Origin of the sequence: uncultured Clostridium sp. (assembly GCF_910588715.1) — a bacterium.
Lineage (GTDB): Bacteria > Bacillota > Clostridia > Clostridiales > Clostridiaceae > Clostridium.
The window spans coordinates 755,388-779,583 of record NZ_CAJURG010000001.1; the positions used below are offsets into that span (position 1 = coordinate 755,388).

Annotated in this window: 31 protein-coding genes; 13 read left to right on the plus strand and 18 right to left on the minus strand. The window is 24.7% G+C overall.

Features of this window, described 5'->3' with window-relative positions:
• Nucleotides 1–17: 17 nt before the first annotated feature.
• Both hisJ and QZ321_RS03720 read right to left on the minus strand, forming a co-directional pair.
• Nucleotides 18–812: a histidinol-phosphatase HisJ gene (gene hisJ, locus QZ321_RS03715; RefSeq protein ID WP_363323295.1), complete on the minus strand. Its 795-nt coding sequence runs from the start codon at nt 810–812 to the stop codon at nt 18–20.
• Between the two features lie 14 nt (nt 813–826).
• Entirely contained in the window at nt 827–1,420 is a 594-nt protein-coding gene (locus QZ321_RS03720) for a BRCT domain-containing protein (protein WP_291746650.1), read from the minus strand.
• 183 nt (nt 1,421–1,603) lie between these two features.
• Between QZ321_RS03720 and QZ321_RS03725 the strand changes: the two genes are divergently transcribed.
• Entirely contained in the window at nt 1,604–2,731 is a 1,128-nt protein-coding gene (locus QZ321_RS03725; RefSeq protein ID WP_291746652.1) for a hypothetical protein, read from the plus strand.
• 59 nt (nt 2,732–2,790) lie between these two features.
• On the opposite strand, the gene QZ321_RS03730 is transcribed toward QZ321_RS03725, so the two are convergent.
• The 4 genes from QZ321_RS03730 to gltS all read right to left on the minus strand — a co-directional run bounded on the left by QZ321_RS03730 (nt 2,791) and on the right by gltS (nt 7,539).
• Nucleotides 2,791–4,176 (minus strand): FAD-binding protein, encoded by a 1,386-nt coding sequence (locus QZ321_RS03730; RefSeq protein WP_291746654.1) that lies wholly within the window; start codon nt 4,174–4,176, stop codon nt 2,791–2,793.
• A 184-nt stretch (nt 4,177–4,360) separates the two neighbouring features.
• Nucleotides 4,361–4,864 (minus strand): DNA topology modulation protein, encoded by a 504-nt coding sequence (locus tag QZ321_RS03735; protein ID WP_291746656.1) that lies wholly within the window; start codon nt 4,862–4,864, stop codon nt 4,361–4,363.
• 87 nt (nt 4,865–4,951) lie between these two features.
• Nucleotides 4,952–6,166, minus strand: a complete 1,215-nt coding sequence (gene pepT, locus QZ321_RS03740) for a peptidase T (protein ID WP_291746658.1) — start codon at nt 6,164–6,166, stop codon at nt 4,952–4,954.
• Nucleotides 6,167–6,342: 176 nt separating this feature from the next.
• Nucleotides 6,343–7,539, minus strand: coding sequence for a sodium/glutamate symporter (gene gltS / locus QZ321_RS03745; RefSeq protein ID WP_291744126.1), 1,197 nt, complete (start codon nt 7,537–7,539; stop codon nt 6,343–6,345).
• Nucleotides 7,540–7,720: 181 nt separating this feature from the next.
• On the opposite strand from gltS, the gene QZ321_RS03750 reads away from it, so the two are divergent.
• The 4 genes from QZ321_RS03750 to QZ321_RS03765 all read left to right on the plus strand — a co-directional run bounded on the left by QZ321_RS03750 (nt 7,721) and on the right by QZ321_RS03765 (nt 9,066).
• On the plus strand, nt 7,721–7,873 hold the full coding sequence (locus QZ321_RS03750) for a hypothetical protein (RefSeq protein ID WP_291744124.1): 153 nt from the start codon (nt 7,721–7,723) through the stop codon (nt 7,871–7,873).
• Nucleotides 7,874–7,948: 75 nt separating this feature from the next.
• A complete protein-coding gene (locus QZ321_RS03755; protein WP_291744122.1) occupies nt 7,949–8,224 on the plus strand; it encodes a spore coat associated protein CotJA in 276 nt (91 codons plus the stop codon).
• Complete coding sequence (locus QZ321_RS03760; RefSeq protein WP_291746660.1) at nt 8,221–8,484, plus strand: spore coat protein CotJB; 264 nt, start codon at nt 8,221–8,223, stop codon at nt 8,482–8,484. Before QZ321_RS03755 ends, QZ321_RS03760 begins: the two co-directional genes overlap by 4 nt.
• Before the next feature lie 3 nt (nt 8,485–8,487).
• A complete protein-coding gene (locus tag QZ321_RS03765; protein ID WP_291744119.1) occupies nt 8,488–9,066 on the plus strand; it encodes a manganese catalase family protein in 579 nt (192 codons plus the stop codon).
• 152 nt (nt 9,067–9,218) lie between these two features.
• On the opposite strand, the gene QZ321_RS03770 is transcribed toward QZ321_RS03765, so the two are convergent.
• Together QZ321_RS03770 and QZ321_RS03775 are read right to left on the minus strand one after the other, a co-directional pair.
• Nucleotides 9,219–10,004, minus strand: a complete 786-nt coding sequence (locus QZ321_RS03770) for an HAD family hydrolase (protein ID WP_291743632.1) — start codon at nt 10,002–10,004, stop codon at nt 9,219–9,221.
• Between the two features lie 22 nt (nt 10,005–10,026).
• Nucleotides 10,027–10,794: a DeoR/GlpR family DNA-binding transcription regulator gene (locus QZ321_RS03775; RefSeq protein WP_291743638.1), complete on the minus strand. Its 768-nt coding sequence runs from the start codon at nt 10,792–10,794 to the stop codon at nt 10,027–10,029.
• Nucleotides 10,795–11,095: 301 nt separating this feature from the next.
• On the opposite strand from QZ321_RS03775, the gene QZ321_RS03780 reads away from it, so the two are divergent.
• Genes QZ321_RS03780 through QZ321_RS03790 form a run of 3 tightly spaced genes read left to right on the plus strand, consistent with a single transcriptional unit; the run spans nt 11,096 to nt 13,421 of the window.
• Nucleotides 11,096–11,440, plus strand: a complete 345-nt coding sequence (locus QZ321_RS03780) for a helix-turn-helix transcriptional regulator (protein WP_291746662.1) — start codon at nt 11,096–11,098, stop codon at nt 11,438–11,440.
• Complete coding sequence (locus QZ321_RS03785; protein ID WP_291746664.1) at nt 11,428–12,723, plus strand: FtsW/RodA/SpoVE family cell cycle protein; 1,296 nt, start codon at nt 11,428–11,430, stop codon at nt 12,721–12,723. Before QZ321_RS03780 ends, QZ321_RS03785 begins: the two co-directional genes overlap by 13 nt.
• Nucleotides 12,724–12,764: 41 nt before the next feature.
• The gene (locus QZ321_RS03790) at nt 12,765–13,421 is read left to right on the plus strand and encodes a VanZ family protein (RefSeq protein ID WP_291746667.1); all 657 of its coding nucleotides are present in this window, start codon (nt 12,765–12,767) and stop codon (nt 13,419–13,421) included.
• Nucleotides 13,422–13,565: 144 nt separating this feature from the next.
• Here the strand turns inward: QZ321_RS03790 and QZ321_RS03795 are convergent, their stop codons facing one another.
• From QZ321_RS03795 to QZ321_RS03805, 3 genes are all read right to left on the minus strand, one after another.
• A complete protein-coding gene (locus tag QZ321_RS03795) occupies nt 13,566–13,898 on the minus strand; it encodes a DUF3784 domain-containing protein (RefSeq protein WP_291746668.1) in 333 nt (110 codons plus the stop codon).
• A gap of 48 nt (nt 13,899–13,946) precedes the next feature.
• Nucleotides 13,947–14,411, minus strand: coding sequence for a DUF1648 domain-containing protein (locus QZ321_RS03800; RefSeq protein ID WP_291743643.1), 465 nt, complete (start codon nt 14,409–14,411; stop codon nt 13,947–13,949).
• Between the two features lie 66 nt (nt 14,412–14,477).
• Nucleotides 14,478–14,924, minus strand: coding sequence for a GNAT family N-acetyltransferase (locus QZ321_RS03805; protein WP_291746670.1), 447 nt, complete (start codon nt 14,922–14,924; stop codon nt 14,478–14,480).
• Nucleotides 14,925–15,577: 653 nt separating this feature from the next.
• On the opposite strand from QZ321_RS03805, the gene QZ321_RS03810 reads away from it, so the two are divergent.
• Both QZ321_RS03810 and QZ321_RS03815 read left to right on the plus strand, forming a co-directional pair.
• On the plus strand, nt 15,578–15,745 hold the full coding sequence (locus QZ321_RS03810; RefSeq protein ID WP_291746673.1) for a hypothetical protein: 168 nt from the start codon (nt 15,578–15,580) through the stop codon (nt 15,743–15,745).
• Nucleotides 15,746–15,777: 32 nt separating this feature from the next.
• On the plus strand, nt 15,778–15,984 hold the full coding sequence (locus QZ321_RS03815; protein ID WP_291746676.1) for a hypothetical protein: 207 nt from the start codon (nt 15,778–15,780) through the stop codon (nt 15,982–15,984).
• Nucleotides 15,985–16,244: 260 nt separating this feature from the next.
• On the opposite strand, the gene QZ321_RS03820 is transcribed toward QZ321_RS03815, so the two are convergent.
• Complete coding sequence (locus QZ321_RS03820) at nt 16,245–16,775, minus strand: N-acetyltransferase (RefSeq protein ID WP_294196243.1); 531 nt, start codon at nt 16,773–16,775, stop codon at nt 16,245–16,247.
• Between the two features lie 392 nt (nt 16,776–17,167).
• Between QZ321_RS03820 and QZ321_RS03825 the strand changes: the two genes are divergently transcribed.
• Complete coding sequence (locus tag QZ321_RS03825; RefSeq protein ID WP_291746682.1) at nt 17,168–17,578, plus strand: GH36 C-terminal domain-containing protein; 411 nt, start codon at nt 17,168–17,170, stop codon at nt 17,576–17,578.
• A gap of 92 nt (nt 17,579–17,670) precedes the next feature.
• On the opposite strand, the gene QZ321_RS03830 is transcribed toward QZ321_RS03825, so the two are convergent.
• Both QZ321_RS03830 and QZ321_RS03835 read right to left on the minus strand, forming a co-directional pair.
• Entirely contained in the window at nt 17,671–18,123 is a 453-nt protein-coding gene (locus QZ321_RS03830) for a DMT family transporter (RefSeq protein ID WP_291746684.1), read from the minus strand.
• A 16-nt stretch (nt 18,124–18,139) separates the two neighbouring features.
• Nucleotides 18,140–18,562: a DMT family transporter gene (locus QZ321_RS03835; protein WP_291746686.1), complete on the minus strand. Its 423-nt coding sequence runs from the start codon at nt 18,560–18,562 to the stop codon at nt 18,140–18,142.
• A 285-nt stretch (nt 18,563–18,847) separates the two neighbouring features.
• Here QZ321_RS03835 and QZ321_RS03840 point away from each other — a divergent pair, with 285 nt between their 5' ends.
• Nucleotides 18,848–20,260 (plus strand): MDR family MFS transporter, encoded by a 1,413-nt coding sequence (locus tag QZ321_RS03840; RefSeq protein WP_291746689.1) that lies wholly within the window; start codon nt 18,848–18,850, stop codon nt 20,258–20,260.
• A 132-nt stretch (nt 20,261–20,392) separates the two neighbouring features.
• Here the strand turns inward: QZ321_RS03840 and QZ321_RS03845 are convergent, their stop codons facing one another.
• Together QZ321_RS03845 and QZ321_RS03850 are read right to left on the minus strand one after the other, a co-directional pair.
• Entirely contained in the window at nt 20,393–20,806 is a 414-nt protein-coding gene (locus QZ321_RS03845; RefSeq protein ID WP_291746691.1) for a TM2 domain-containing protein, read from the minus strand.
• Nucleotides 20,807–20,912: 106 nt separating this feature from the next.
• Complete coding sequence (locus QZ321_RS03850; RefSeq protein WP_291746693.1) at nt 20,913–21,929, minus strand: D-alanyl-D-alanine carboxypeptidase family protein; 1,017 nt, start codon at nt 21,927–21,929, stop codon at nt 20,913–20,915.
• Between the two features lie 187 nt (nt 21,930–22,116).
• On the opposite strand from QZ321_RS03850, the gene QZ321_RS03855 reads away from it, so the two are divergent.
• On the plus strand, nt 22,117–22,953 hold the full coding sequence (locus tag QZ321_RS03855) for a patatin family protein (protein WP_291742359.1): 837 nt from the start codon (nt 22,117–22,119) through the stop codon (nt 22,951–22,953).
• Between the two features lie 128 nt (nt 22,954–23,081).
• On the opposite strand, the gene QZ321_RS03860 is transcribed toward QZ321_RS03855, so the two are convergent.
• Both QZ321_RS03860 and QZ321_RS03865 read right to left on the minus strand, forming a co-directional pair.
• Entirely contained in the window at nt 23,082–23,645 is a 564-nt protein-coding gene (locus QZ321_RS03860; protein WP_291746696.1) for a DUF6512 family protein, read from the minus strand.
• Nucleotides 23,646–23,882: 237 nt separating this feature from the next.
• Nucleotides 23,883–24,128, minus strand: coding sequence for a hypothetical protein (locus tag QZ321_RS03865; RefSeq protein WP_291742353.1), 246 nt, complete (start codon nt 24,126–24,128; stop codon nt 23,883–23,885).
• Nucleotides 24,129–24,196: the final 68 nt, after the last annotated feature.

The window sequence follows — 24,196 nt, forward strand, 5'->3', positions numbered from 1 at the left end:
TTATCTTAATTCTTAAACTATTTAAAATTGAAACCTACATCCTTTGCCAAATGAGAATCTGACCCATAAACCATCCTCACATTATTCCTTACTGCAATTTCGTAAAATTCACCACTAGGATATGTCTCTTTACAAAACTCTTTTCTTAGTCCTGCTGTATTATAATCAATTTCATAATTTCTTTTATTTATCTCATTAATAATTTCTTTAAATAAATCTACATTAGAATATTCAATAGGATATTTTTTATTAAATATTCTAACAAGTGTTGGATGTCCTATCCTCTTTGGTTTAAATTTTCCTAAATTGCTTTTTATTGATTTCAATAATGTATTATAATATAAATTATATATTTTTTCTACATTTCTAGTCTTTTTTAGTAAAGCATCAAAGGATTCCATATAATCAAAACAATAATACTTATCCTCATAAACTCCTATATGAGTTGATAAAATTGCATCATCTAAAAATTTACCATAAGTATCAAGCATTTTTTTAGTAAAATCTTCATAGCCTTCTAAATAATCTACTTCTAATCCTATATTTATCTTTATTTTTTCTTTATATCGTTCTTTGTAATAGCTTACTTCTTTTATATATTTTTCAATTTCATCAATATTAGGAGCAGTTGTATCTAAAAAATTTTCTTCTACTCCTTCTATTATTAAATCTTTAGGCATTGTCATATGTTCTGTAAAAGTTATTTCTTTAATTCCTTTATTAATGGCATTTTCTAAATATTCTTCAAATCCATCATTACTTCCATGTGGGCAATAATGACTATGCACATGACCATCTCTAATTTTATTCATAAATATTACCTCACTTATATATTAAAATTATTTATAATAAGTTTTCTGTTAAATTCACCTAATGTTAATATTTCTATATTTAATTCTTTTGCTGTATGTAATAATTCATCTATTTTTAAGCTTGGCTGATAAATTAATATATCTGTATTTTTATCAATATTATTTACTATACTACCGCCATTTAATTTAATATTTCTAATCAATCTTTCTTTAATTATTTCATTATTTATAAATAATATAATATTTTTTCTTAAAATATTTATCATTTCTTCTTTTTCATTTCCTAAATTTATATTTAGTGTATCATCTATTTCAATTTCATCTTTATTAACTTTTCCTTGTAATATCTCCTTAAAATCAGAAATAGTAATTATCTCACATCCTAAAACCTTTGCCTTTCTTAATTTACTTCCCGGTTTTTCACCAACAATCAAAATATCACATTTTTTAGTTACAACACTATCTACATTAGCTCCTGCTTGTCTTGCTAGACGCATTAACTCTCCTCTAGCTAAAAATCCACGTCCTGTAAACACTATATTTTTTCCGCCTAATACCTCTCTTGCTGATTGGATATTTAATTTCTTATAATCTATTTTTTCTTGCATCTATATCATTCCTCAAATAAAAATACATTTTCTTTTATCACTTACTATAAAAAATATTTAATTAATATTATAACATTATTATTTATAAAAAATACTAACATATTTAATTTAAATTAACCGTATACATATTTTGAAATTATTTAAATAACCTTAAATATAGTAAATTAGGGGGATATTACAAAAATGAATGAAAATTTAATAAATGATATTAATTCTTTAATAAATCATTTAAAAAAACATCAAGATACAAATATTAAAGCCGTAATGGGTTTTGATGGATTTGTAGATCAAATTCTTCATGTTGTAAAAACTAGAACTGATGCTAATAATTATATAAGAATGGAGACTCTTAAAGAATTTGGTGACTTTATATCTAAAGCAGCAGGCTTAAGTGCAAATATTGAATTTATTCCAATAAAAAATAAACTCGGTGGCAATGGTCCTATTATGAGTAATGCATTATCAAATTATAATCTTGATGTAACATATATAGGTGCTGTTGGAGAAGATTCTATTAATAAAGTATTTAATGAAATGAGTAAAAAATCAACAGTAATAAATATATCAAATCCCGGTCTTACAGATGCTGTTGAATTTTTAGATGGAAAACTTATGATTGGAAAACGTGAATGCTTAAAAGATGTTAATTGGAAAAGAATAAAAGAAAAGATAGGTATAAAAGAACTTACTTCACTTTTTTCTAATGCAAAATTAGTTGGATTAGAAAATTGGACAATGCTACCTTATATGACTGAAATATGGAATGGCTTAATAAATGAAGTTCTTCTAAATATAAATACTAATTTTGATAAATATATATTCTTTGATTTAGCTGATCCTGAAAACAGATTAAAAGATGATATATTAGAAGCCCTTTCTGTAATGAAGAAATTTTCTAGTAAATTTAAAGTTATTTTAGGACTTAATGAAAAAGAAGCTTTTGAAATTGGTGAAGTTTTAGATATTTCATCTAAAACAAAGAAATTATCTTTAGAGGATTTAATTAAATCTATAGCTAAAAAATTAGATATTTACTGTTTAGTTGTTCATCCTGTTAAAGAAGCATTTGCAGTATGTGATAATAAACTTTATCATACACTTGGTCCCTATGAACCCAATCCTAAATTAACTACAGGCGCTGGAGATAATTTTAATGCTGGATTTTGCTTTGGTAAGTCAATTGGACTTTCAACTCAACTTTCATTAGTTTTAGGTACTGCAACCTCTGGATATTATGTGAGAAATTCCAAAAGTCCCACTTTAGAAAACATAATAAACTTCCTTAATGATTGGAAAGAAAATTTTAATTAATAATATATAAAAATACAGTAGATTATTAATCTACTGTATTTTTATATATTATTAAACTTTTATTCTACCAAAATGTTGTACCATAATCTCTTTTCTATTCTTATATCTTGTTCAAAGTTAAAGAAATCATCTTTATCATATTTTTCTTTTACTCTCTTTAATAGCTTTGAATTTTCTCCATAATACTCCTCTTCATAATCTTCTATTTCTGCACATGGAAAATTAACAAAAGCTCCATTTGTTATAGATTTTATGTACTTTAGTTTTTCTACTAACCATTTTCTATTTATTTGTGCATACTTTGCTTCTTCCCATACTGATTGAAAACCTAATATAAATTTTGCATCTCTATGATAAAAAGCTGTGCTATCTCTTTTAACTTCTTTTATGACTCCACCTAATCCATAAAATGTAATTGCAGTATAAACTGAGCCTTCTGCTCTTTCTTTTATTAAATTTAAAAGTTTTATAATTTCTTCTCTAGTATAGTCTTTATATACAAAATTCCCTGAACTTTTATACCTTTCATATTCAGGATGACTATCTTGTATTTTTCTATTTGCTTCTAATACAGTCATATATTCTAAATTATAAGTTCCAGAACTAACAATTTCTTTTATAGGTTTTAATACATCATTAGCTAAGCTTTTATCACCATAAACTAATCCAACTATTTTTACCCCAATTCCTTTTTCACTTGAATTATAAATAGCCATTTTAAAATTAGCCCTTTTATCTAAAATCTTATACTTTTCCTGCCAAGCTTCTATAAGATTAATATTTTCCTCAAAATCAATATTATTAAAATCAATATTAATTAATGTTACCATATCTATTTTAGGTGGTAGATTAAAAGTCATAGAAGTAATTACACCAAAATTTCCTCCACCACATCCTCTTAAAGCCCAAAATAAATCCTCATTTACATCCTTATTACAAATTAATAAATTTCCATTACTATCAATCAATTCTGCTTCTACTAATCTATCACAACCTAAGCCTAAAAGCCTAGATGAATATCCCCATCCCCCACCTAAAGTAAATCCTACTACTCCAACTGTTGGGCAAGCTCCGCCAGAAAAAGGATATCCCTTTTTACCTGTTGCTTCATAAAGTTCTCTATTACAAACTCCAGCTTGAACTTTTACTGTTTCATTTTCTTCATCTATATAAATTTTATTCATTTTACTAACATCTATAACTACTATATCATTTCCTGTAGAATATCCTTCATAATGATGGCGTCCACTTCTTATTCTTATTGAAAGTGAATTAGTCTTAGCAAATATTATTGCATTTTTTATATCCTCTTCACTTTCACAATATACAATTACTAATGGATATTTTTCTATAGCTCTATTCCAAGCCTTTCTCTCTTCTTCATACTCAAAATCTTCCTTAGTGATTATTTCTCCAGTTAATCCCCTATAATCAAAGTTAATCATTATTGCACCTCACCAATATTTCTTCCTAATCCGTAAGTAGTTTTACATTATTTTTCAATATTATAAATAATCTCAATTTTTCCTCATATATTTGATAATATCATAATTCAAATCATATTTTCTATAATATTAAATATTTTAATCTAAAATAAAAGTTAATACATTTAAAATCATAAAACATATTTTATACTGATTTTTCAATAAACTGTTGAACTTCTTTTTTACTATTTAAAATCACTACATCCTTATCTTTATATTCACTTAATTTTTTTAATATTTTAGGTCTAATTTTTTTGTTATAAGTAAGTACCCACTTAAAAAATTCAAAATCAATACCTTCTGGACATCCCTCAGCCATATCTGGTCTGCTTTTACCTCTATAAATTATTCTTCGTTTCATAATTCTATAAAAACATATATGTGTTGGCATATTAATAAAAATTATTGTATCCGCTCTTTCTGCTCTTTTATCTAAAGTCCTAATAAAATTACCATCAATTATCCATTTGTCTTTATTTATTAATTCTGTAATCTTATTATCAAATTCATCCTTTGGTGTTGAAACCCAACCCTTATTCCAAAAAAATTTATCTAAATGATATACTGGTATATCTAATTTATTAGATAAATTTTTAGAAAAAGTTGACTTTCCTGCTCCTCCACACCCTATGACAATAACCCTCTTCATACAATTCACACTCCCTTATAAATTTTAACATAAAAATAAGCAGAGCAATTAAATACTCTGCTTAAATTAATGATTTAATATAAAATTTTATTCTGCATATTTCTTTAATATTTCAATTATTATATTTGTAGCAATTTCCATACCCTCAACAGTAATATGTTCATATTCTCCATGGAATGCATAGCCACCAGTTCCTAAGTTAGGACAAGGTAATCCCATATAACTTAAAGTAGCTCCATCAGTACCACCTCTAATTGGCTCAATAACAGGTGTAACATTTAATGTTTCCATTGCAAATTTTGCGTTATCAATTAAATGGATACAAGGCTTCACATGCTCAACCATATTTTTATATTGATCTGTAATTGTTAGTTTTACTGTTCCTTCTCCATATTTTTCATTTAATAATTTTTCAATTAATTTTAATGTTGACTTTTTAGCTTCAAGTTTACATGCATCATGATCTCTTAATATATATCCTAATACTGCATGATCAGTATTTCCTCTAAAGCTTTCTAAATAATAAAAGCCTTCATATCCTTCAGTATGTTCTGGCTTTTCACCTTGAGGTAACATTCTATCAAACTCAATTCCTACATTTGTTGCATTAATCATTGTATCTTTGGCAGAACCCGGATGAACTGATACACCATGAATTTCAACTGTTGCTGCTGAAGCATTAAAGTTTTCATAAGAAATTTCTCCTTCTACTCCACCATCCATTGTATATGCAAATTGAGCTCCAAAGTTTTTAACATCAAACTTATTAGCTCCTCTACCAATTTCCTCATCTGGAGTAAATCCGATACAAATTTTTCCATGGGGTATATTTTCATTAATTATTCTTTCACAAGCTGTCATTATTTCAGCAATACCAGCTTTATCATCTGCACCTAAAAGAGTAGTTCCATCTGTTGTAATTAAAGTTCTTCCCTTTAAATTCTTTAAATGTGGAAACTTTTCTACCGAAAGAACTGTACCATTTAAAAGAGTTAAGTCTTCTCCATTATAATTTTCTACTATTTGAGGATTTACATTTTCTCCCGGTGCTGCTGGTGCAGTATCCATATGTGCTATAAATCCAATGCTTGGTTTATCTTCATATCCCTTAGTTGCTGGAATAATCCCATAAACATAACAATTTTCATCCACTCTAACATCTTGAATACCAATTTCCTTCATTTCTTCAACTAATATATTAGCTAAATCAAATTGTCTTTCAGTTGATGGTGTAGTTTCTGAATTTGGATCAGATGTTGTATATATTTTTGCGTATTTTATTAATCTTTCATATGCTTGCATATATTTTCTCCTTTTATGTATATTTTTTATTTATAACATTTCACTAAAGTAATATTAAGTATTATTATATCCTATTTTGTCCAATTTATAAACTATTAAGCAATGTAATCATTTATAAAAAAAGATATAATGTATTAAAATTTGTATCATTATATCCTTTTCTAAAAATTATAAATTTATCTTAATATATTTACAAATAAAGTAATAACTGCTGAATTAACAAAATCTACAAAGAGAGCTCCTACAATTGGAACTACAAAATATGGTGTTGCTACAAATCCAAATTTACTTGAAAGTGCATCCATATTTGCAACAGCATTAGGTGTTGCTCCCATTCCAAATCCACAACTTGCAGATGCAAAAACTACTGCATCATAATCTTTTCCCATAACCTTAAATGTAATAAAATATGCAAAAATAAACATAAGTAAAGATTGTGCAACTAACATCACAATTAAAGGTAAAGCTAAGTCAAATAATTCCCAAAGCTTTAATCCCATTAATGCTATACATAAAAAATAAGTTAAACTAATGTTTCCTATTACTTCTATTTCTTTCTCTTCTAACTCTTGATTTCTTATATCACAAAAATTTCTTATTATAGCCGCTGCAATCATAGCTCCTATATAAGATGGAAATGTTAATTCAGTTTGTTGAATAAGTTTAGATATTATTGACCCTATCCCCATTGCAAAGAAAAGATAAGCCGAAGCTTTAATAAGTCTATGATGACAAAGAATTGCCTTATTATCTTCATGAAAATCACTAAGTGGAATAGATTGTTCCTTTGATTCTTTAGGTGTTTTGATTTTATAATTTTCTATTAGATTTTTTGCAACAAATCCACCTATAAAACTTCCCATAACTAACCCAAATGTTGCTGATGCAAAAGAAACTGTTGTTGCCCCATTAACTCCTAATTCCTCTAAAAGCGGCCCAAAAGAACCTGCTGTTCCATGACCTCCAATCATAGAAATAGATGCAGTACATAATCCTAATAAAGACTTTAAATTAAAACATTTTGCAAGTGTTGCACCTAAAATATCTTGTAATACAATTAAAAGTATAGCTATCCCTAAAAATTTAGCTACTTTTATTCCTCCACTTTTTAATATTTTAAAACTTGCTGTAAAGCCTACGCTTGCAAAAAACGTAGTCATAAATAAATCTTGTAATGTTGTATCTAATTTTATAGTTGCTAAATTTGTTAACTTCAAAAACAACATTACTAAGGCAAATAAAAGTCCCCCAATTACTGGTGCTGGTATACAATATTTAGATAAAATTTCTATCTTTTTTCTAAAATATGTTCCTAGGTAAAATACGACGGTTACAAGTGCCATTGTTTGAAAAATATCTAGTTTTAATTCCATTTATATAATCCCCCTTTTCTTTTATCTGCTATAAATTAGCATATTTCTATAATATACCATTTTAATTTTTTATGCAAACAACGTTTTTTGTAATATATAATTTTATTATTGCCGAATTTGTAATTATATTTCATAATAAATATTAAATTTAAAATTAATTATGTAAGGAGATGAAACTTTTATGTCTTCAAATAAAAATGATTCTATTAAACTAATATGTCCTGTTTGTGGTGAAGAAATGACTAAATATGAATATGGATACGATAATAATGTTCATGGTAAAGTTTATTTTAAATGTAATTACTGTGGCCATAAAGAAAGTAAAATATTATAATTTAATTTTGTCACTTTTCTCCTTTTTTCTACATAAAGTATTACCATAGAGAATTTAACGAAGGGATATACTATTATGTACTATAAAAGAATGGATGACTGTATAGACTGCAATGATTGTGTAAATAATCCATCTGAATTATCATGTAACATTGCTTGTTCTAATACAAAAAAGAACTGTTATGAATCTTATAAGGTTTTTGACCCAAAAACTTATGCAAAGGCATCTATTGTTCCACAACCTTATCAAAATTTATTTGATATAAACTCTGCATTTGCTGCTGGAACAATATTTAAGGATATTTACAGCCCTTATTGTGATGTTAAATATGCTGAGGAGGTCAAAAAATGAAGAAACATGAATATTTAGATGCAATTAGGAAATTACAATTCTTTGCAATAGACTTAAATTTATATTTAGATAATTTTCCTAACTGTAAAGATGCAATTGATGACTATAAATTAATTTCTTCTAAGCTAAGAAAGTTAATGTGGGACTATGAGCAATCCTATGGTCCATTAACTAACTTTGGTTCAGCTTATATTCAAAATCCTGATGCTTGGATCGATACTCCTTGGCCTTGGGAAAAAGAAAGTAATAGGGAGGATTAATTTATGTGGTATTACGTTAAAACTTTAGAATATCCAATAAACTTAAAATCTTGTGATTTAAATATGGCAAAACTAATAATAACACAATATGGTGGACCTGATGGAGAATTAGGAGCTGCACTTAGATATTTAAATCAAAGATATTCAATGCCAACAAACAAATCAAAAGGATTATTAACAGATATAGGAACTGAAGAAATGGGACACGTTGAAATGCTTGGAACAATGGTTTATCAAATAATGGAAAATGCATCTATAGAACAAATTAAAGCTGCTGGATTAGCTGGACACTATGCTGATCATGGTAAAGCATTATTCTATACAGATGCAACAGGTAATCCATGGACTGCAACTTATATTCAAGCAAAAGGTGATGTCATTGCTGATATACATGAAGATATGGCTGCTGAGCAAAAAGCTAGAGCAACTTATGAATGGTTAATGAACTTAACAGATGATGCAGAAATTAAAAAAATTCTAGGATTCTTAAGAGAAAGAGAAGTTGTTCACTATCAAAGATTTGGTGAAGCTTTAGTGGATATACAAGATAACGCAAAACCTAGTAAATTTAACTGTAAATAACTAAGAATTTATTTAATAAAAAATAATAATTAGGAGCTATATAATATTGAAAATCTAAAATTCAATATGAATACAGCTCCTTTTTCTTATATATAATTAATAATTTATATATAGTCAATATATAAAAAAGTTATCTTAACACATATACCTGTTTAATTGTTTAACATAGTCTTTATAGCATGAACTACTCCACTATCATCATTACTTTTTGCTCTAAATCTTGCTACCTTTTTTAAGTCATCATGAGCATTTTCCATAGCATAACTATGATATGCACTACTCATCATTTCTAAATCATTTAAATAATCTCCAAACACCATAGTTTCTTTATGATTTATATCTAATAATTCTTGAACCTCTTCTATTGCAACACCTTTATTTATTCCTTTAGCAGTTATATCAAGCCAAATTTCTCCTGATACTGCAATTTGTGCTTTATCTCTATAATCATCATAATATCTATTACTATTATTTTCTGAACCTGCAAAATCACAAATTGTAACCTTTAATATATCATCTTCTACTTTAGTTAAGTCAGATACTATTTCATATCTTGCATAATACTTTTCTGTTTGTTCAATTAATCTTTTATCAGAACTTTCTATATAAGCTGCTTTCTTTCCACAAAGTATTATATATGAATCTTTTATATTTCTACCAACTTTAATAAGCTCCCTTGCAAGATTTATATCTAAAGAATTAACTACAAGTTCTTCCCCTTTGTAAACAACAAATGTTCCATTTTCAGCTATAAACATCATCTTATCTTCTATTCCTTTAAATCTTTCTAAAAGATTATAATATTGTCTTCCACTTGCTGCTGCAAATATTATTTTCTTTTCTTGAAGTTCATCAAAAACCTCATAAAACCCTTCTTGTATTTCATTGTTTGAATTTAATAATGTTCCATCCATATCTGTTGCTATTAATTTAATCATATTTCTTAACCTCCTAAACTTCTTATTTAAATATTACTTGTACTTCTTTTTCCTTTAAAATATCTTTAATATTATCCTCTGGCTCTTTTTCAGTTACTATATAATCTATATCATCTAATGTAGCAAACTTATAGGCTCCATCTTTATACAGCTTTTCATAATTTGCTACTATATATCTTTTTTTACTGCACTTTAAAATTTCATTTTTTAAAAAAGCCTCATCATAATTAAAATTACTAATAAAATTATCCTCTATATTAATTCCGCCGGCTCCAATAAAAGCTTTTGTAATCTTAAACTTTTTTATTTCTTCTAATGCTTGGCTTCCAATAGTTCCACCTAATTTTTTATTATAATTTCCACCAATTAATATCACATCAACATTAGGTGCTCTATCAAATTCCATAGCAATTCTATTCATATTTGTTATAACTGTTAGATTCTTTTTTGTATCTCCAAGCATCATGGCAATAGTATGATTTGTAGTTGAAATATCTAAAAAAATAACATCATTATCTTCAATAATATCCAAAACTAATTTTCCTAAATATGATTTTGATTCTAAATCTACAAATACTCTAGAATTTGTTTTTTCATCATAAGAAGATTCCCTTTCTAATATTGCTCCACCATAAGTTCTCTTTATCTTTCCCTCTCTTTCTAATCTTTGTAAATCCTTACGAATCATACTTTCAGAAATATTAAATCTTTCACTTAATTCTTTTACTAATACCTTTTTTTCTTTTTTAATGATTTTTAATATTTCATCTAATCTTTCTTCAATGAACATAAATATCCCCTTTTCATGTAAACTATACTTAAATAGTTAGTTATATAACAAAACACTACTTATCACATTAAATATATAAACACTTTATTATTATTTAATACTATTTAATATCATTTATTATCACTTACTTTTATTTATATAATAAACTCTTTCCTAGTTTTTTTCAATAGATTAAAAATATTTCTATTAATTTTCATTTAATGTATAAATTTTACAAACTATCTTTACTTTCTAAAAATATAATAATATAATAATACCTAGATTTACTATGTATCGAATTACAATGTATGGTGGTGATTTTATGAAAGTTAATAAAGAATTATTAAAAGGTAGCACAACAGTACTAATTCTAAGTCTTCTTAATCGTAAAGATATGTATGGATATGAAATGATTAAAGAAATAGGCTTACGTTCTAATGGTGTATTTTCCCTTAAAGAAGGAACTCTTTACCCAATACTTCATAATTTAGAAAGTGTAAATTATATAGAATCCTATTGGGATGATTCTAAGGGTAATAGAAAAAGAAAATATTATAAAATAACAAATAACGGTAAAAAGCTTCTTCTTGAAAAAGAATCTGAATGGAAATTATTTAGTGAAACTGTTAATAGCGTTTTATGGGAGGGTAATAAATGTCTAAAATAGAAAATTGTAAAGTCAATAAATATATAAATGATGTTTGTAAGTTAATAAAAAATAAAAAGGTTCATCCAGAAATTAAAGAAGAATTATTAAGTCATATTAATGATATTATAGAAGACTATTTAGAAATAGGTCTTTCTTTAGATGATGCAACAGATAAAGCTTTAATACAAATGGGTAATTCAGAAGTTATTGGACATGATTTAAATAAAGCACATAAATCAAACTCTGATTGGATTCTTTTAATAACAACAATGGCTTTATTATCCTTTGGCTTTTTAACTACAACTTTTCTTCAGTTAAGTAATTTTAATAATAACTATATAAATTATATTGGTAAACTAATAATATTTTTAGTTATTTCAATTGGATTTTCACTATTTATATTAAAATTAGATTATAGAAATTTAAAGAAATATTCTTTTAAACTTTATCTAATTACTATTTCTTTAATTTTAATTACAATACTTTTTGCTCCATCTATAAATGGTATAAGGCATTGGTTAATAATAGGACCTAGTTCTATTGATGTATTATCACTTTCCCCTGTGTTATTAATAATTTCTCTTTGTGGAATTTTTGATAACTATAATTGGTGCAATAAAAAATCATTATTTAAGGGTGTATCTTTAGCTTTTATACCTATTATATTATTTCTATCATTAAGCTCATTATCTACAATATTTATATATTTAATTTCAGTCTTTACAATTATGTATCTATCAGGATTTAAATTAAAATATATAGTTATTATATCTGGTGGTCTATGCTTATCGTTATTATTATTTATCTGCCAAGCTTCTTATAGAATACATAGTCTTTTTGCATTTTTAAATCCTACAAAAAATATCGATACTACTGGATGGATTTATAATCAATTAAATATATTAAGAAGCTCTGCTGGATTATTTAGCTCTGGTTCTTATATTAATGATTATATGCTTCCTAATGCTAATATGGAATTTGCATTAACTTCAATAATTTATTGCTTTGGATGGATTGTTGGAATAATAGTTATTGCCTTAGTTTTATCATTTATTATAAGAATAGGATTTATTTCAAAAAATACTAAAAATAATTACGGTAAACTCTTAGTAAGTGGACTTTGTGCATTATTTGCAGTTCAATTTCTATTAAATATTTTATATAATTTTTCTTTATGTCCTGTAGTAGGCATAAATATGCCCTTTATAAGCTATGGAGGAACTCAATTAATTATAAATGTAATTTCTATTTCTATAATTAATAACGTTTATAAATTTAGAAATGTATCTTCTAATTTTTAATAAAACTATATAAAAAAATAATTAAAAAGGAAAATAAAAATATGGTAGGAATTTCATTTATATTTGCAAATATATTATTTACAATAGTTTGGATAATTTATAGAATTATATCTTGTATAAAAAATAAACCAATAAATAAAATAAGAGAAATATTTATAAATTTATTCTTTATTTATTTTTTAATATTAGTTAATTTAACGATGTTCAAATATGGTAACCTAATGTTAGATTTTAATATTAAATTTTATATTAATTATATTCCACTAGTAGAGACAATAAATATGTTTAGAAATGACTTTTTAGATATAAATATTGCTCTTCATAATGTTATAGGAAATATATTATTATTTATACCTTTAGGATTTGGCATTCCATTATTTTTTAATAAAAAAAATAAATTAAGTAAGATTATTTTATATGGATTTACTGCGTCATTAACAATAGAACTAATTCAACTTTTTACACCTTACAACACTACTGATATAGATGATGTTATATTTAATACTCTTGGAGCTGTCTTAGGATTTATAATTTTTAATATTATTTATAAAATATTTAAAAATACTAAACTTGGAATGTTTATTAAAAATTTGAGTAGTTCTTTTAATGGAAACCTAATTTTAGAAGCTTCTAAACCTATTGGAACAATGATTTTACTATTTTTAATTATATCTTTAATATTTTTATATTTAAGTTAAATACTTTAATTTTACTTCCCAATAATATAAAGGGATGTCCGAATAAACATCCCTTTCCTTATTATAAATATATATTTTATATTTTCTTAAAATAAACATTTAATACTCATATTTTCTGATCTCTATTTTTCTAACTCCAAATAATTATATCTTTTTATATTTTTTAAATGCTTTTTCTGAATCAATATGAACCTCTTTAAAAAAAGTAATTATCCAAATAATAATCGCTATCAAAGCGCAGAACTTATTATAAAATGAAAAAATTCCTCCGAAAAATAAAATAATAAACCACATAAAAAATGAATTTCTCATATCTATAATCATTTTCTTTTTGTCATATTTCTCTTGTTCTTCTTTAGAAATTGTATTAAATCCACTAATAAATATGGTAGCTTTTTCTTTTAGTAAAGTAAAACTAATCGCTATTACTCCAAAGAAAAATGAAATAACTAAACTTACTATTGTAAATATCCCCATAATCCTCTTCTCCACTTATAATAATAAATCTATTTAATTAAACCACAACTATTTTACTTTAAATAACTTCCAAATCCAATAAAACAAATTACCAAATAATATAATTAAAAATGCAGGTATAAACCATATAGATAGCTTAAAAAATATTACTGATTGAATTATAATATAAGTAAATACACAAACTATTATAAACTTTATTGTACTTACAAGATGTAATAAAATAAGATAAACTTGTTCTTTATTTTCTTCTGTAACTGTAACTCCAGTATTCCAAACCTGTGGAAACTTTTCAATTGTTGTAATAAAAGCATACATACTCCAAGCAATAATGGGTAAAATAATAATTTCTGCTTTTGTTCCCCATCTATCAATATTTCCTGAAAAATCATAGTGCATAGGTATTTTTTCTGGTATTTTAGACCAAACTGTTATAAGAAATATAGTCGTACTAACTAAAACCACTATACACATTACATTTAAAATAATATCAAGTTTCCCCTTCTTAATTTGCATTATAATCCCCCTAAATATTAATACAAAAACTAATTATTATCCTTCTAAAAATATTATACTACCCTACTAATTAAACTTCCTTTTTAAATAAATCATATCTATTAATTGCTTTCCACATTCATAAATTGGATTATCATAATTTTCTATAAAGAAGTTTTTAATCCTATGAGATTTCTTAAATCCACATTTCTCATAAAATGGTACTGTTAAAGGACTATCCCCTGTCCCTACATAAATAATATCGCAATCACCTTTAAAATATTCACAAATATATTCTATAAGCTTCTTTCCATATCCTTGACCATGAAAATTTTCATAAATAGCAATATTTTTTATTTCATAAGCTCTATCCTCTTCTTTAGTTACTATGCAAACTCCCTTTAAATCATTATCATATATAGCAAACATTATTCCTCTTTCAATATATTTATCAATCATATTTTCTTGTTCATCTGCTAATAACAACAAATCTAAAAAGTCTTTTTTATTTTTCTTAATTATTTCTATTTTCATTTTCTTACATCCAATCACTAAATTTATAGTAAAATAAATATTAAAATTTCTTAATCATCTATAACCATTTACAATAAATAAATTATTTTATTTATTTCTCACTATAAAATACTTCAGCTTATTTGTCTCTATATACATAACATCAAAATTAATCCAACACAACCATATAAATTAAAATATTATAATTTATTTCAGTATATTGAAATTAAAGTAAAAAAAGCTTATAATAAAATCGAAAAGTGGTTAAAATATGAATAAATTTAAAAAATTTGTAATTATTCTATTAATGACTTTATGTACAAGCTTAACATTGCAAAATAACACTACATCTGCAATAACAAAATAGGTAATGAATCTACTCAAGAATTAATAAAGCTATTTCCTAGTTTTAAAGATAGGATTCTTAAAGATACTACTGGAAAGCTAGTCGATAGTAATGAAGTATATGTTAAATTAACAGAAAAGGAAACTAGCAGGTCTTTATCTGAATATAATCTTTATAACTTAAGTAATGATTATGAAATAGAATATTATACAAAAGAGGAATTTCAAAATGAATATAATCCCGCAACTACATTTGGAATAGGAAGTTTAGAAAAAGATAAAGGTGGTAATGGAGTATTAGCTACCTCTAGATTCAACCTCATAACGTTATGGAAGCTTTTCCTGATTTAAAAAAATATCATAATTTTATGATTCAAACAGGTGTATCATATAATAGTAGTACTGTAAATAAAGGATGGATAACTGGAAGTTATCTTCATAAACAATTATCCCTTGGAGGCATTGGAATGGGTGCTAATGGGTTGACTTATGCATAAAATAAAAAGTAATATGTAGGAGATTTTATACTATGACATGGCAAGTTATACAATCAATTATATTAGGTACAGTTGTTACATTTGGTTCATTATTTGTGTTAACTCTCGGAGGTGAAGGCAAAGATGCTCTAGCCATATTTGGTACAATTATAATTACATCTACAATTATTTTCTGTACATATAGAATTATTGATGAGATACAAAAATTAAAAGAAGAAGTTTTAAAGTCAAAAAAATAAATATTAAACTATAGTTTAATAAGGGGTACTTAAACTATAGTTTAATATTAAAATTTTATAATTTTTATTTACTAATAAGAAATTTATATTAAGATTTTTATAAGATATTATTAGTAATGCAAAACCTAATAAAATTCTTAAATGGAAATTATATAAAACTAGATAAATAAAGTAACAAGCACATTATATAATTATTAAGGCTAAATATTTAAGATAAATATTTAGCCTTAATTTTATAAAATCCTTTTATTAATATTATATTATTCCAAAAATTCTTTACCGTAAATTACAGTTCCAGTAACATCATTTAACGCTTTACCATAAAGTTCCAAAGCCATAAAAGCTATATCTGGTACATCAAATGGTGCTTTAATTCCAAAATTACTTGCTGGTTTAAATCCAAAACGTGGATAATATTTATCATGTCCAAGAACAATTACTGATTTAAATCCAGCTTTTTTTGCAATCCTTAAACCTTCCATTACTAAGCTACTTCCTATCCCCTTATTTTGATATTCTGGTAAAATAGAAACAGGTGCCAATGCAAGTGATTCATATTTATTTTTTCCATTATCTATTTGTAATTTTGTAAACATTATATGCCCTATAATTTTTTCATTAACTTCTGCCACTAATGAAAGCTCTGGTATAAAAACATTACTTTTTCTTAATTTAGAAACTAAAAAATGCTCTTTATGGTCAGTATGTTCTGCATTTTTAAATGATTTTTCAACTACAGCTTCTGTTTTTTTATAATCACTTTCTTTTTCTTGTCTTATATTTATATTCATTATTAAATTTCTCCCTTATATCTCTTATAAATCAAATTAAATAAATATAATTATTAATTCATATCATAATATAATTACTCATTAATAATTATACTTATTTTACCATAAAATATTAAACTTAAACAAATTTTAAATATTGTATACTTTAAATTCAACTTCTTTTATTTGTTTCATTTTCCCAATATTTTTTAATGTCTTACTAATCATATTACTTATTAAAATATTAACTTTTTAGCTTAAAATCTATATTATTTTTATAAAATATATACATTTATTATTAAAACCCTTGATTATATTGTAAAAATAATATATTATATAAGTAAACGTTAACAGATTTTTATGATATCTGATTGATATATCGATTTAAATAAATAAAAAGGGGAAATATTTAAATGGAATTTAATATAATGAAAAATAATAATTTTGATATGATATATATTAATATTAATGAAGGAGCAGGAGAAAAAAATTTTTTTATAAGAAATTCAGGAAACGGTACCAAAAATATTTTAAAAAATGATGAGAAGTATTATAAAATAAACAATTTTTCTAATAATCTAGAATGTTTACAAACTGTATCAAAGGATAAATCTAAAGTAATACTTACATTTAATAGATTATCATTAGAAAATACTTCTTTATTAAAAAGACTAAAGTTAAAAGGATTAAATGAGGATGCTAATTATATAAATGAAGAAACTAATGAAGTTTTTTCTGGAGGAGCTTTAATGTATTTAGGTATACATCTAAATAAACTTTTTGCTAATCACTCTGATAATATAATTCATCTAAAAATGATATAGACTTAAATTATAAAAAACCACATGTATATTTATACATGTGGTTTTTTATTTTATATTTGTTAAAACATAAATATTATAAGTATTTTAATTTTTTATTGAACTGCTATATTATTTTCTTTTTCATCTATCTTAGAATTATAAAAAATTCCTAATACAACTATTATAGCACCTAAAAGCTTTTTTAAAGAAAACTCTCCTATAATAATTGTATCTATAATAATTGCACATATCATTTGTCCTGAAAACATTAATAATGTACTGTATACTACAGGTATCTTTGGAATTACTATATTAGATATGTATACTACTATAACTCCCATTATTCCACCTAAGAAAATATATAATGGCATTTTACTTAAATCTATAATTGAGGGAGCCGATGCACTTCCCATTCCAATTAAAATAAATACTCCTCCTATAAGCCCACCTATATAATGAATTATTGTACTTTGAATCAATCCTATTTTCTTTCCAAGTGCTGAGCTAACTATCATTGATAAAGTAGTTAATACTCCACCTAATATAGCTAATAAAATCATTAACATTTTAAAGATTCCCCCTTTATCCTATCGTCATAATAACTAATCCAACTAAAACTATAAAAAGTCCAACTAACTTTTTAGGATTAAATTCATATTTAGTCAACCCAAATAATCCAAAATGATCTACTAAAGATGAAAATACTAATTGTCCAAATACAGCTAATGCTGTTGTTAATGCAACACCTATACTACCTATTGTAATCACATTAACTAATGTAAGCATAACTCCAAAAATTCCACCTAAAAACAAATAAAATGGTATAGCTTCCTTTATTATTATCTTTTCTTTCTTAATCATAGCAATTATAAGTATAGCAATAAGTCCTACTGCATGAATAATCACTAAAGAATATGTACTGCCAACATAGCCTTCTAATCCACTATTAAAGGATATCATAATTGAAATAAGTGCACCTATTAATAATGCTAAAATATTATACATTTTAAATTCCTCCTCTTAAGTTTCTAGAAACATATTATCAAATAGATACAAAAATAAAATAGGACATTTGTCCTATTTATACGAAATATAATAATAAAAAAAATTTTTTATAAATTAACTTTCTAATCTATAACAGATAAATATTTATTTTTAAAAATAAAATTTAGATATAAATTTTAAATATAGCTTTAATATTATTTTTATAATTGAAGTCATATTTTATTTAGTATAATATACTATTACTTTTGGAAAAATAATTATAAATATAATTTTTGAGGTGATTTTATGAATCAATCATCAACTAAAGATAAACATTATAATATTTTTATTATTTCAGGGGTATTTCTTTTAGGAGCTTTCATTTGTTTTTTAAATAGTACATTTATGAATGTAGCTTTGTCTGATATAATGAAAGACTTAAATATAAGTGTATCTACAGTTCAATGGCTAAGTACAGGCTATATGCTTGCAACTGGTATTATTATTCCATTTACTGCTTTTCTTATAGATAAATTTAAAAACAGGACTCTTTTTTTTGTTTCTATTGGCTTATTTACAATTGGAACAATAATTGGTTCCTTTGCAACTAGTTTTCCAATGCTTTTAACAGCAAGACTTATTCAAGGTCTAGCTAGTGGAATGATAGTTCCTCTAATGCAAACAGTTTTTATGATTATTTTCCCAATAGAAAAAAGAGGTTTTGCTATGGGAATAGTCGGTATAGTTCTTGCTTTTGCTCCAGCTATAGGTCCTACCTTATCTGGTTGGATAATAAGTATGTACCCTTGGAGGCATTTATTTTATGTAACTCTTCCTTTTGCAATTTTAGATTTAATATTAGGATTCTTTTTATTAAAAAATGTAACTGAAAATAAACCTGTAAACTTTGATATTATTTCCTTTATTGGTTCTACTATTGGATTTGGTGGATTGCTTTTTGGATTTAGTAATGCTGGAAATTATAGTTGGACTAACATAAAGGTATATTTACCATTAATTATAGGTATAATTTTTCTTATGATTTTTGTTTGGAGACAACTAACTATGGAAACTCCTATGCTTAATTTATCTGTTTTTAAAAGCAAAGTTTTCACATTTTCTACTATAATTGCAATGATAGCTTATGCAGGATTAATATCATCTGAATTAATCCTTCCTATGTATCTTGAAGATGTTAGAGGTTCTTCAGCTTTTGATACTGGATTAATCTTAATGCCTGGTGCAATTGTAATGGGAGTTATGAATCCTATTACAGGAAAACTTTTTGATAAATTTGGAGCTAGATACCTTGCATTAACTGGTTTAACAATATTAACTTTAGGTACATTTGGACTTTCATTTTTATCAATTTCAACACCAATAGTTTATGTAGTTTCTATATATGCTGTGAGAATGCTTGGAATATCAATGATCCTTATGCCATTATCAACCTCTGCATTAAATTCTTTACATAAAAACTTGTATGCTCATGGTAATGCTGCTAATAATACTTTAAGACAAATAGCAGGTTCTATTGGTACTTCTTTAATTGTAACATTAATGAGTAAATCTACTCTTTCATCTGGATATACAGATCCAATTAAAGCTAAAATATATGGTATGAATGTTTCATTCATTTGTACAGCTTCATTAACATTAATAGGACTTATAATAGCTTTCTTTATAATAAAAAAGAAAGAAGTTATAGTTAAAGACTAAAAAAAATACGGTTTTATAAACCGTATTTTTTAATTAATAATATAAAATCTTTTCTTTAAATCTATCCTTAAGTATAAATAATATTTAACTTTATAAAATCTTTAAAAATAAAATATTTAATTTTTAAAATTTTTACTCTAATGTATTTCCCTTAGAATCTCTCATCTTTCCAGAAAATATAAATACAGCTTCTATTAATGCCCATATTTCAACAATAGCCCATGTTTTTCCACCTGTAAAATAACCTAATATCCATAACATTAATTGTAATACCCCAATTTTAAAATATCCTAGATAAAATCTATGTATACCCATACCCCCTAAGAAAAGTGCCATCAATCCTGCTAGTAGTTTACTTTTTATATTTAAGTTAACAATATTATTATTTAAATTTGCTCCACAAAATTCACATAATTCAATGTTACAATTCTTTACCCTTGACCCACATTTATAGCAATAATTTTTTCCTATTCCTTTCCTTGTACCACAGCTTGTACATTTTATATCTTCATTAGTTATAAGTTGTCCGCACTCTCTACAATACATGATATTCCCCTTTCTTAAATTATGGTTATTAAATTTATATGCTAAATTTTTATACCATAAAATTAAAAATTTCACTTAATAATATAAAAATTATATTTACCTTAAATTAATATTCACCATAATATTCTTCTAACGTAATTCCCTTTTCATAAAGCTCAGTTGCAAGCTCTACCCCTAAATATCTAATATGCCATGGTTCATATTTATATTCAGTTATATCCTCTTTCCCTTCTAAATATCTTATAATAAAACCATATTTATGTGCATTTTCTTTCACCCATATTCCTTCTTTACTTTGACCAAACTTCACATAAAGTCTTGAACCATATTCAGCTAAAGTTATATCCATAGCTAAACCTAATTGATGCTCACTAGCCCCTGGTGGCGCTGAATATCCACTATATGGATTATATATACTTTTTTGAGTACTATATGATCTATATCCAGATGTAGCATAAAGGTATAATCCCTCTTCTTCAGCAGCATTAAATAAATTCTCCAATGCCCTAGCTGCTTTTTCTCTCATATATAAGCTACTTTTACTATTCATTGCCCTAACATTTGGTAAAACTAAATCTTTTGGTTTATAACTAGATGGTAAAGTTCTCTTTTGATTTACACAAACAGTTAAACTATTTTCATCAAAAATCCCTTCTCCTATTATCTTATCTTGAGGCTCTTTTAATCTTATTTCTTCTTTTAAAACTCTAGAAACTTCTTTCCCATCTTCATAAGTTACTGTATAAATTTTTTTATTTTCTCCTTTAGCTCCTTCTGAAATAACTCTTTGTTCACCTACAGCTACTTTATAATCCTTTACTATTTTTTCATTAAAATCAATTTCTTCAATTACTTCTTCCTCATTTTTACTGACCCTATTAATTACTATATTTTGATTATTTTTAAGTTTAGAATCTATACTATAATTTATTTTATCCTCTTCATTTAAAGTTATATTTAACTCATCAATTACATCCTTTATACTGCTAGATTTGCTTTTATGTTCTATAATATTTCCATCAACTTGTACTATTATGTTTTTAGATCTATTAGCTATTAATAAATACATAAAAATACTTATAAAAACTGCTAATATAATATTTGTTATTAATCTTTTTTTCATTCTTACCTCATCTAATATACATTACTACATTTCTCCAAATTTACTTGTTTATTATAATACATTTTATACAAATTTATAATGTTTTTTCAAAAAAATATTATTTTTTCTTCTATGAATTAGAATATTTGTAATAAAAAATTTTTTGTCTTATAATTACTAAATAATAACTTTTAAAAGGAGGTAACTTATGCCAAGTTTAATTTTAGAAGGGGGAACCTTTAGATCGATTTTTAGTGCAGGAGTATTAGATGCATTACTTGATAATGATATAACTTTTCCTTATTGCATAGGTGTTTCCGCTGGAATAACTAATGGGGTATCATATATATCAAAACAAAAAGGACGTAATTTAGAAGTTTTAACTAAATATAGAAATGATAAAAGATATTTAGGTTATGGAAACTATATTAAATGTAAAAGTCTATTTGGATTAGATTTTGTTTTTGATGAAATACCTAATAAATTAGTACCCTTTGATATGGAAACTTATAAAAAATATACAGGTAAATTCTTAATTGGAGTTACTAATGCCAAAACAGGTAAAACTGAATATTTAGATGGAAAAGGACTTGATAATAAAGCTACATTTCTTAGAGCAACTTGTGCACTTCCAATATTTTTTCCTGTTATAAAAATAGACAATAATGAATATTATGATGGTGGTCTTTGTGATCCAATTCCAATAAGAAAATCTATTTCTGATGGAAATAAAAAACACTTAATAGTTCTTACCCAACCTAAAGGTTACAAAAAAGAATTAAGTAAAAAAAATATTATTGTATCTAAATTATTAAATCGTAAATATCCTAATTTAAAAACACCTCTTTTAACTAGACATCAATCCTATAATGAAACAGTAAAGCTTTGTGAAGAACTTGAAAATCAAGGAAAAGCAATAATTTTAAGACCAGAATATAAACTAGAGAGCTTTGAAAAAGATATTGATAAACTACAAACAAATTATAATCATGGATATAATTTAGCCACTAAACATATAAACGAAATTAAATCACTATTTAAATAAATTATATATTTAAAAATAGTTTAATAAAAAAACTCTCTTATATAATCTACAACTAAAATTTATATAAAAAAGTAAGCTATATAATATTGAATAAAATTTTTTCAATATTATATAGCTTCTTAAGCAATTTAAATTCCATATAATCCACTAACTGAATCTTTAAATAATGGAATATGTGGAGGATAAAAAGTAAACATCACAGTACAAATTATTATTGCAATTATTATTAAAATTCCTATTATAAATTTCGTATTTGTTATTTTAATATTTTTATACAAATGTAATGCTAAGCTTTGTCCTAATATTAATGCTAAAAGCAATGATATTATATCTAATATAAATAATGAAATTCCTAACCCACCTGTATAAGTATAATAAAATGCACTTATAATAACTGGAATGCTTAATGCTGAAATAGATGCACAAAAAATCCATTTCTTTAAATCTATATTTACTTTTTTCTTGAGTATGTAATAACTAATAATCCACCAAATAATAATTGGAATAGTTGCTAATTTAAAATGCTCTTCTATACTTTCATTTACTGGCATTATAGCTCCAATAATTTTTATTTTCCCGCTTATCTCATATAAAAAATGAATTGGTACGGCAATTATAAATAAAATTGGTATAGAAAATATAATATTCCTTTTTATTTTACTATAATCACTTATAAATAAATTCTTAAGCATGATATACTCCTCTAAAAATCTTTATATATTATAATATATAATTCTCTATTATTTGTTAAAAAAATTTAAATAAACTTAAAATTTATAGTTATTATAGTTAGAGTATAATTTTCTATAAAAAAGCTATATAATATTGAAGATTGTTAACTCAATAATTATATAGCTCAATTTTATTATATATAATCTTTATTAATATGCTACATGAAAAATTATTTTTTACAGCTTAATTATATATTATTATAATATTTTTCTTATTTTATCAATATTATATTCTTTAATAAGTTTTTGTTTATCTTCTGAATAAACTATTACACTAACTTTTCCTTCTCTATATTTTAAATATCTTGCTTTATCTTTACTTCCAATTATATTTACAGATTTTCCACGTTTTAACTCCTTAATATTATTTGAATTACAATACTCACATACATTTTCAGAAGTAAATATACGTTGACAATCTAAACAATAATTTAATTTTCTCATAACTCTCCCTTTTCTTCTATCATAAAAATCAATTTACACTAAAATTTATATGTACAACCTTTAATTTA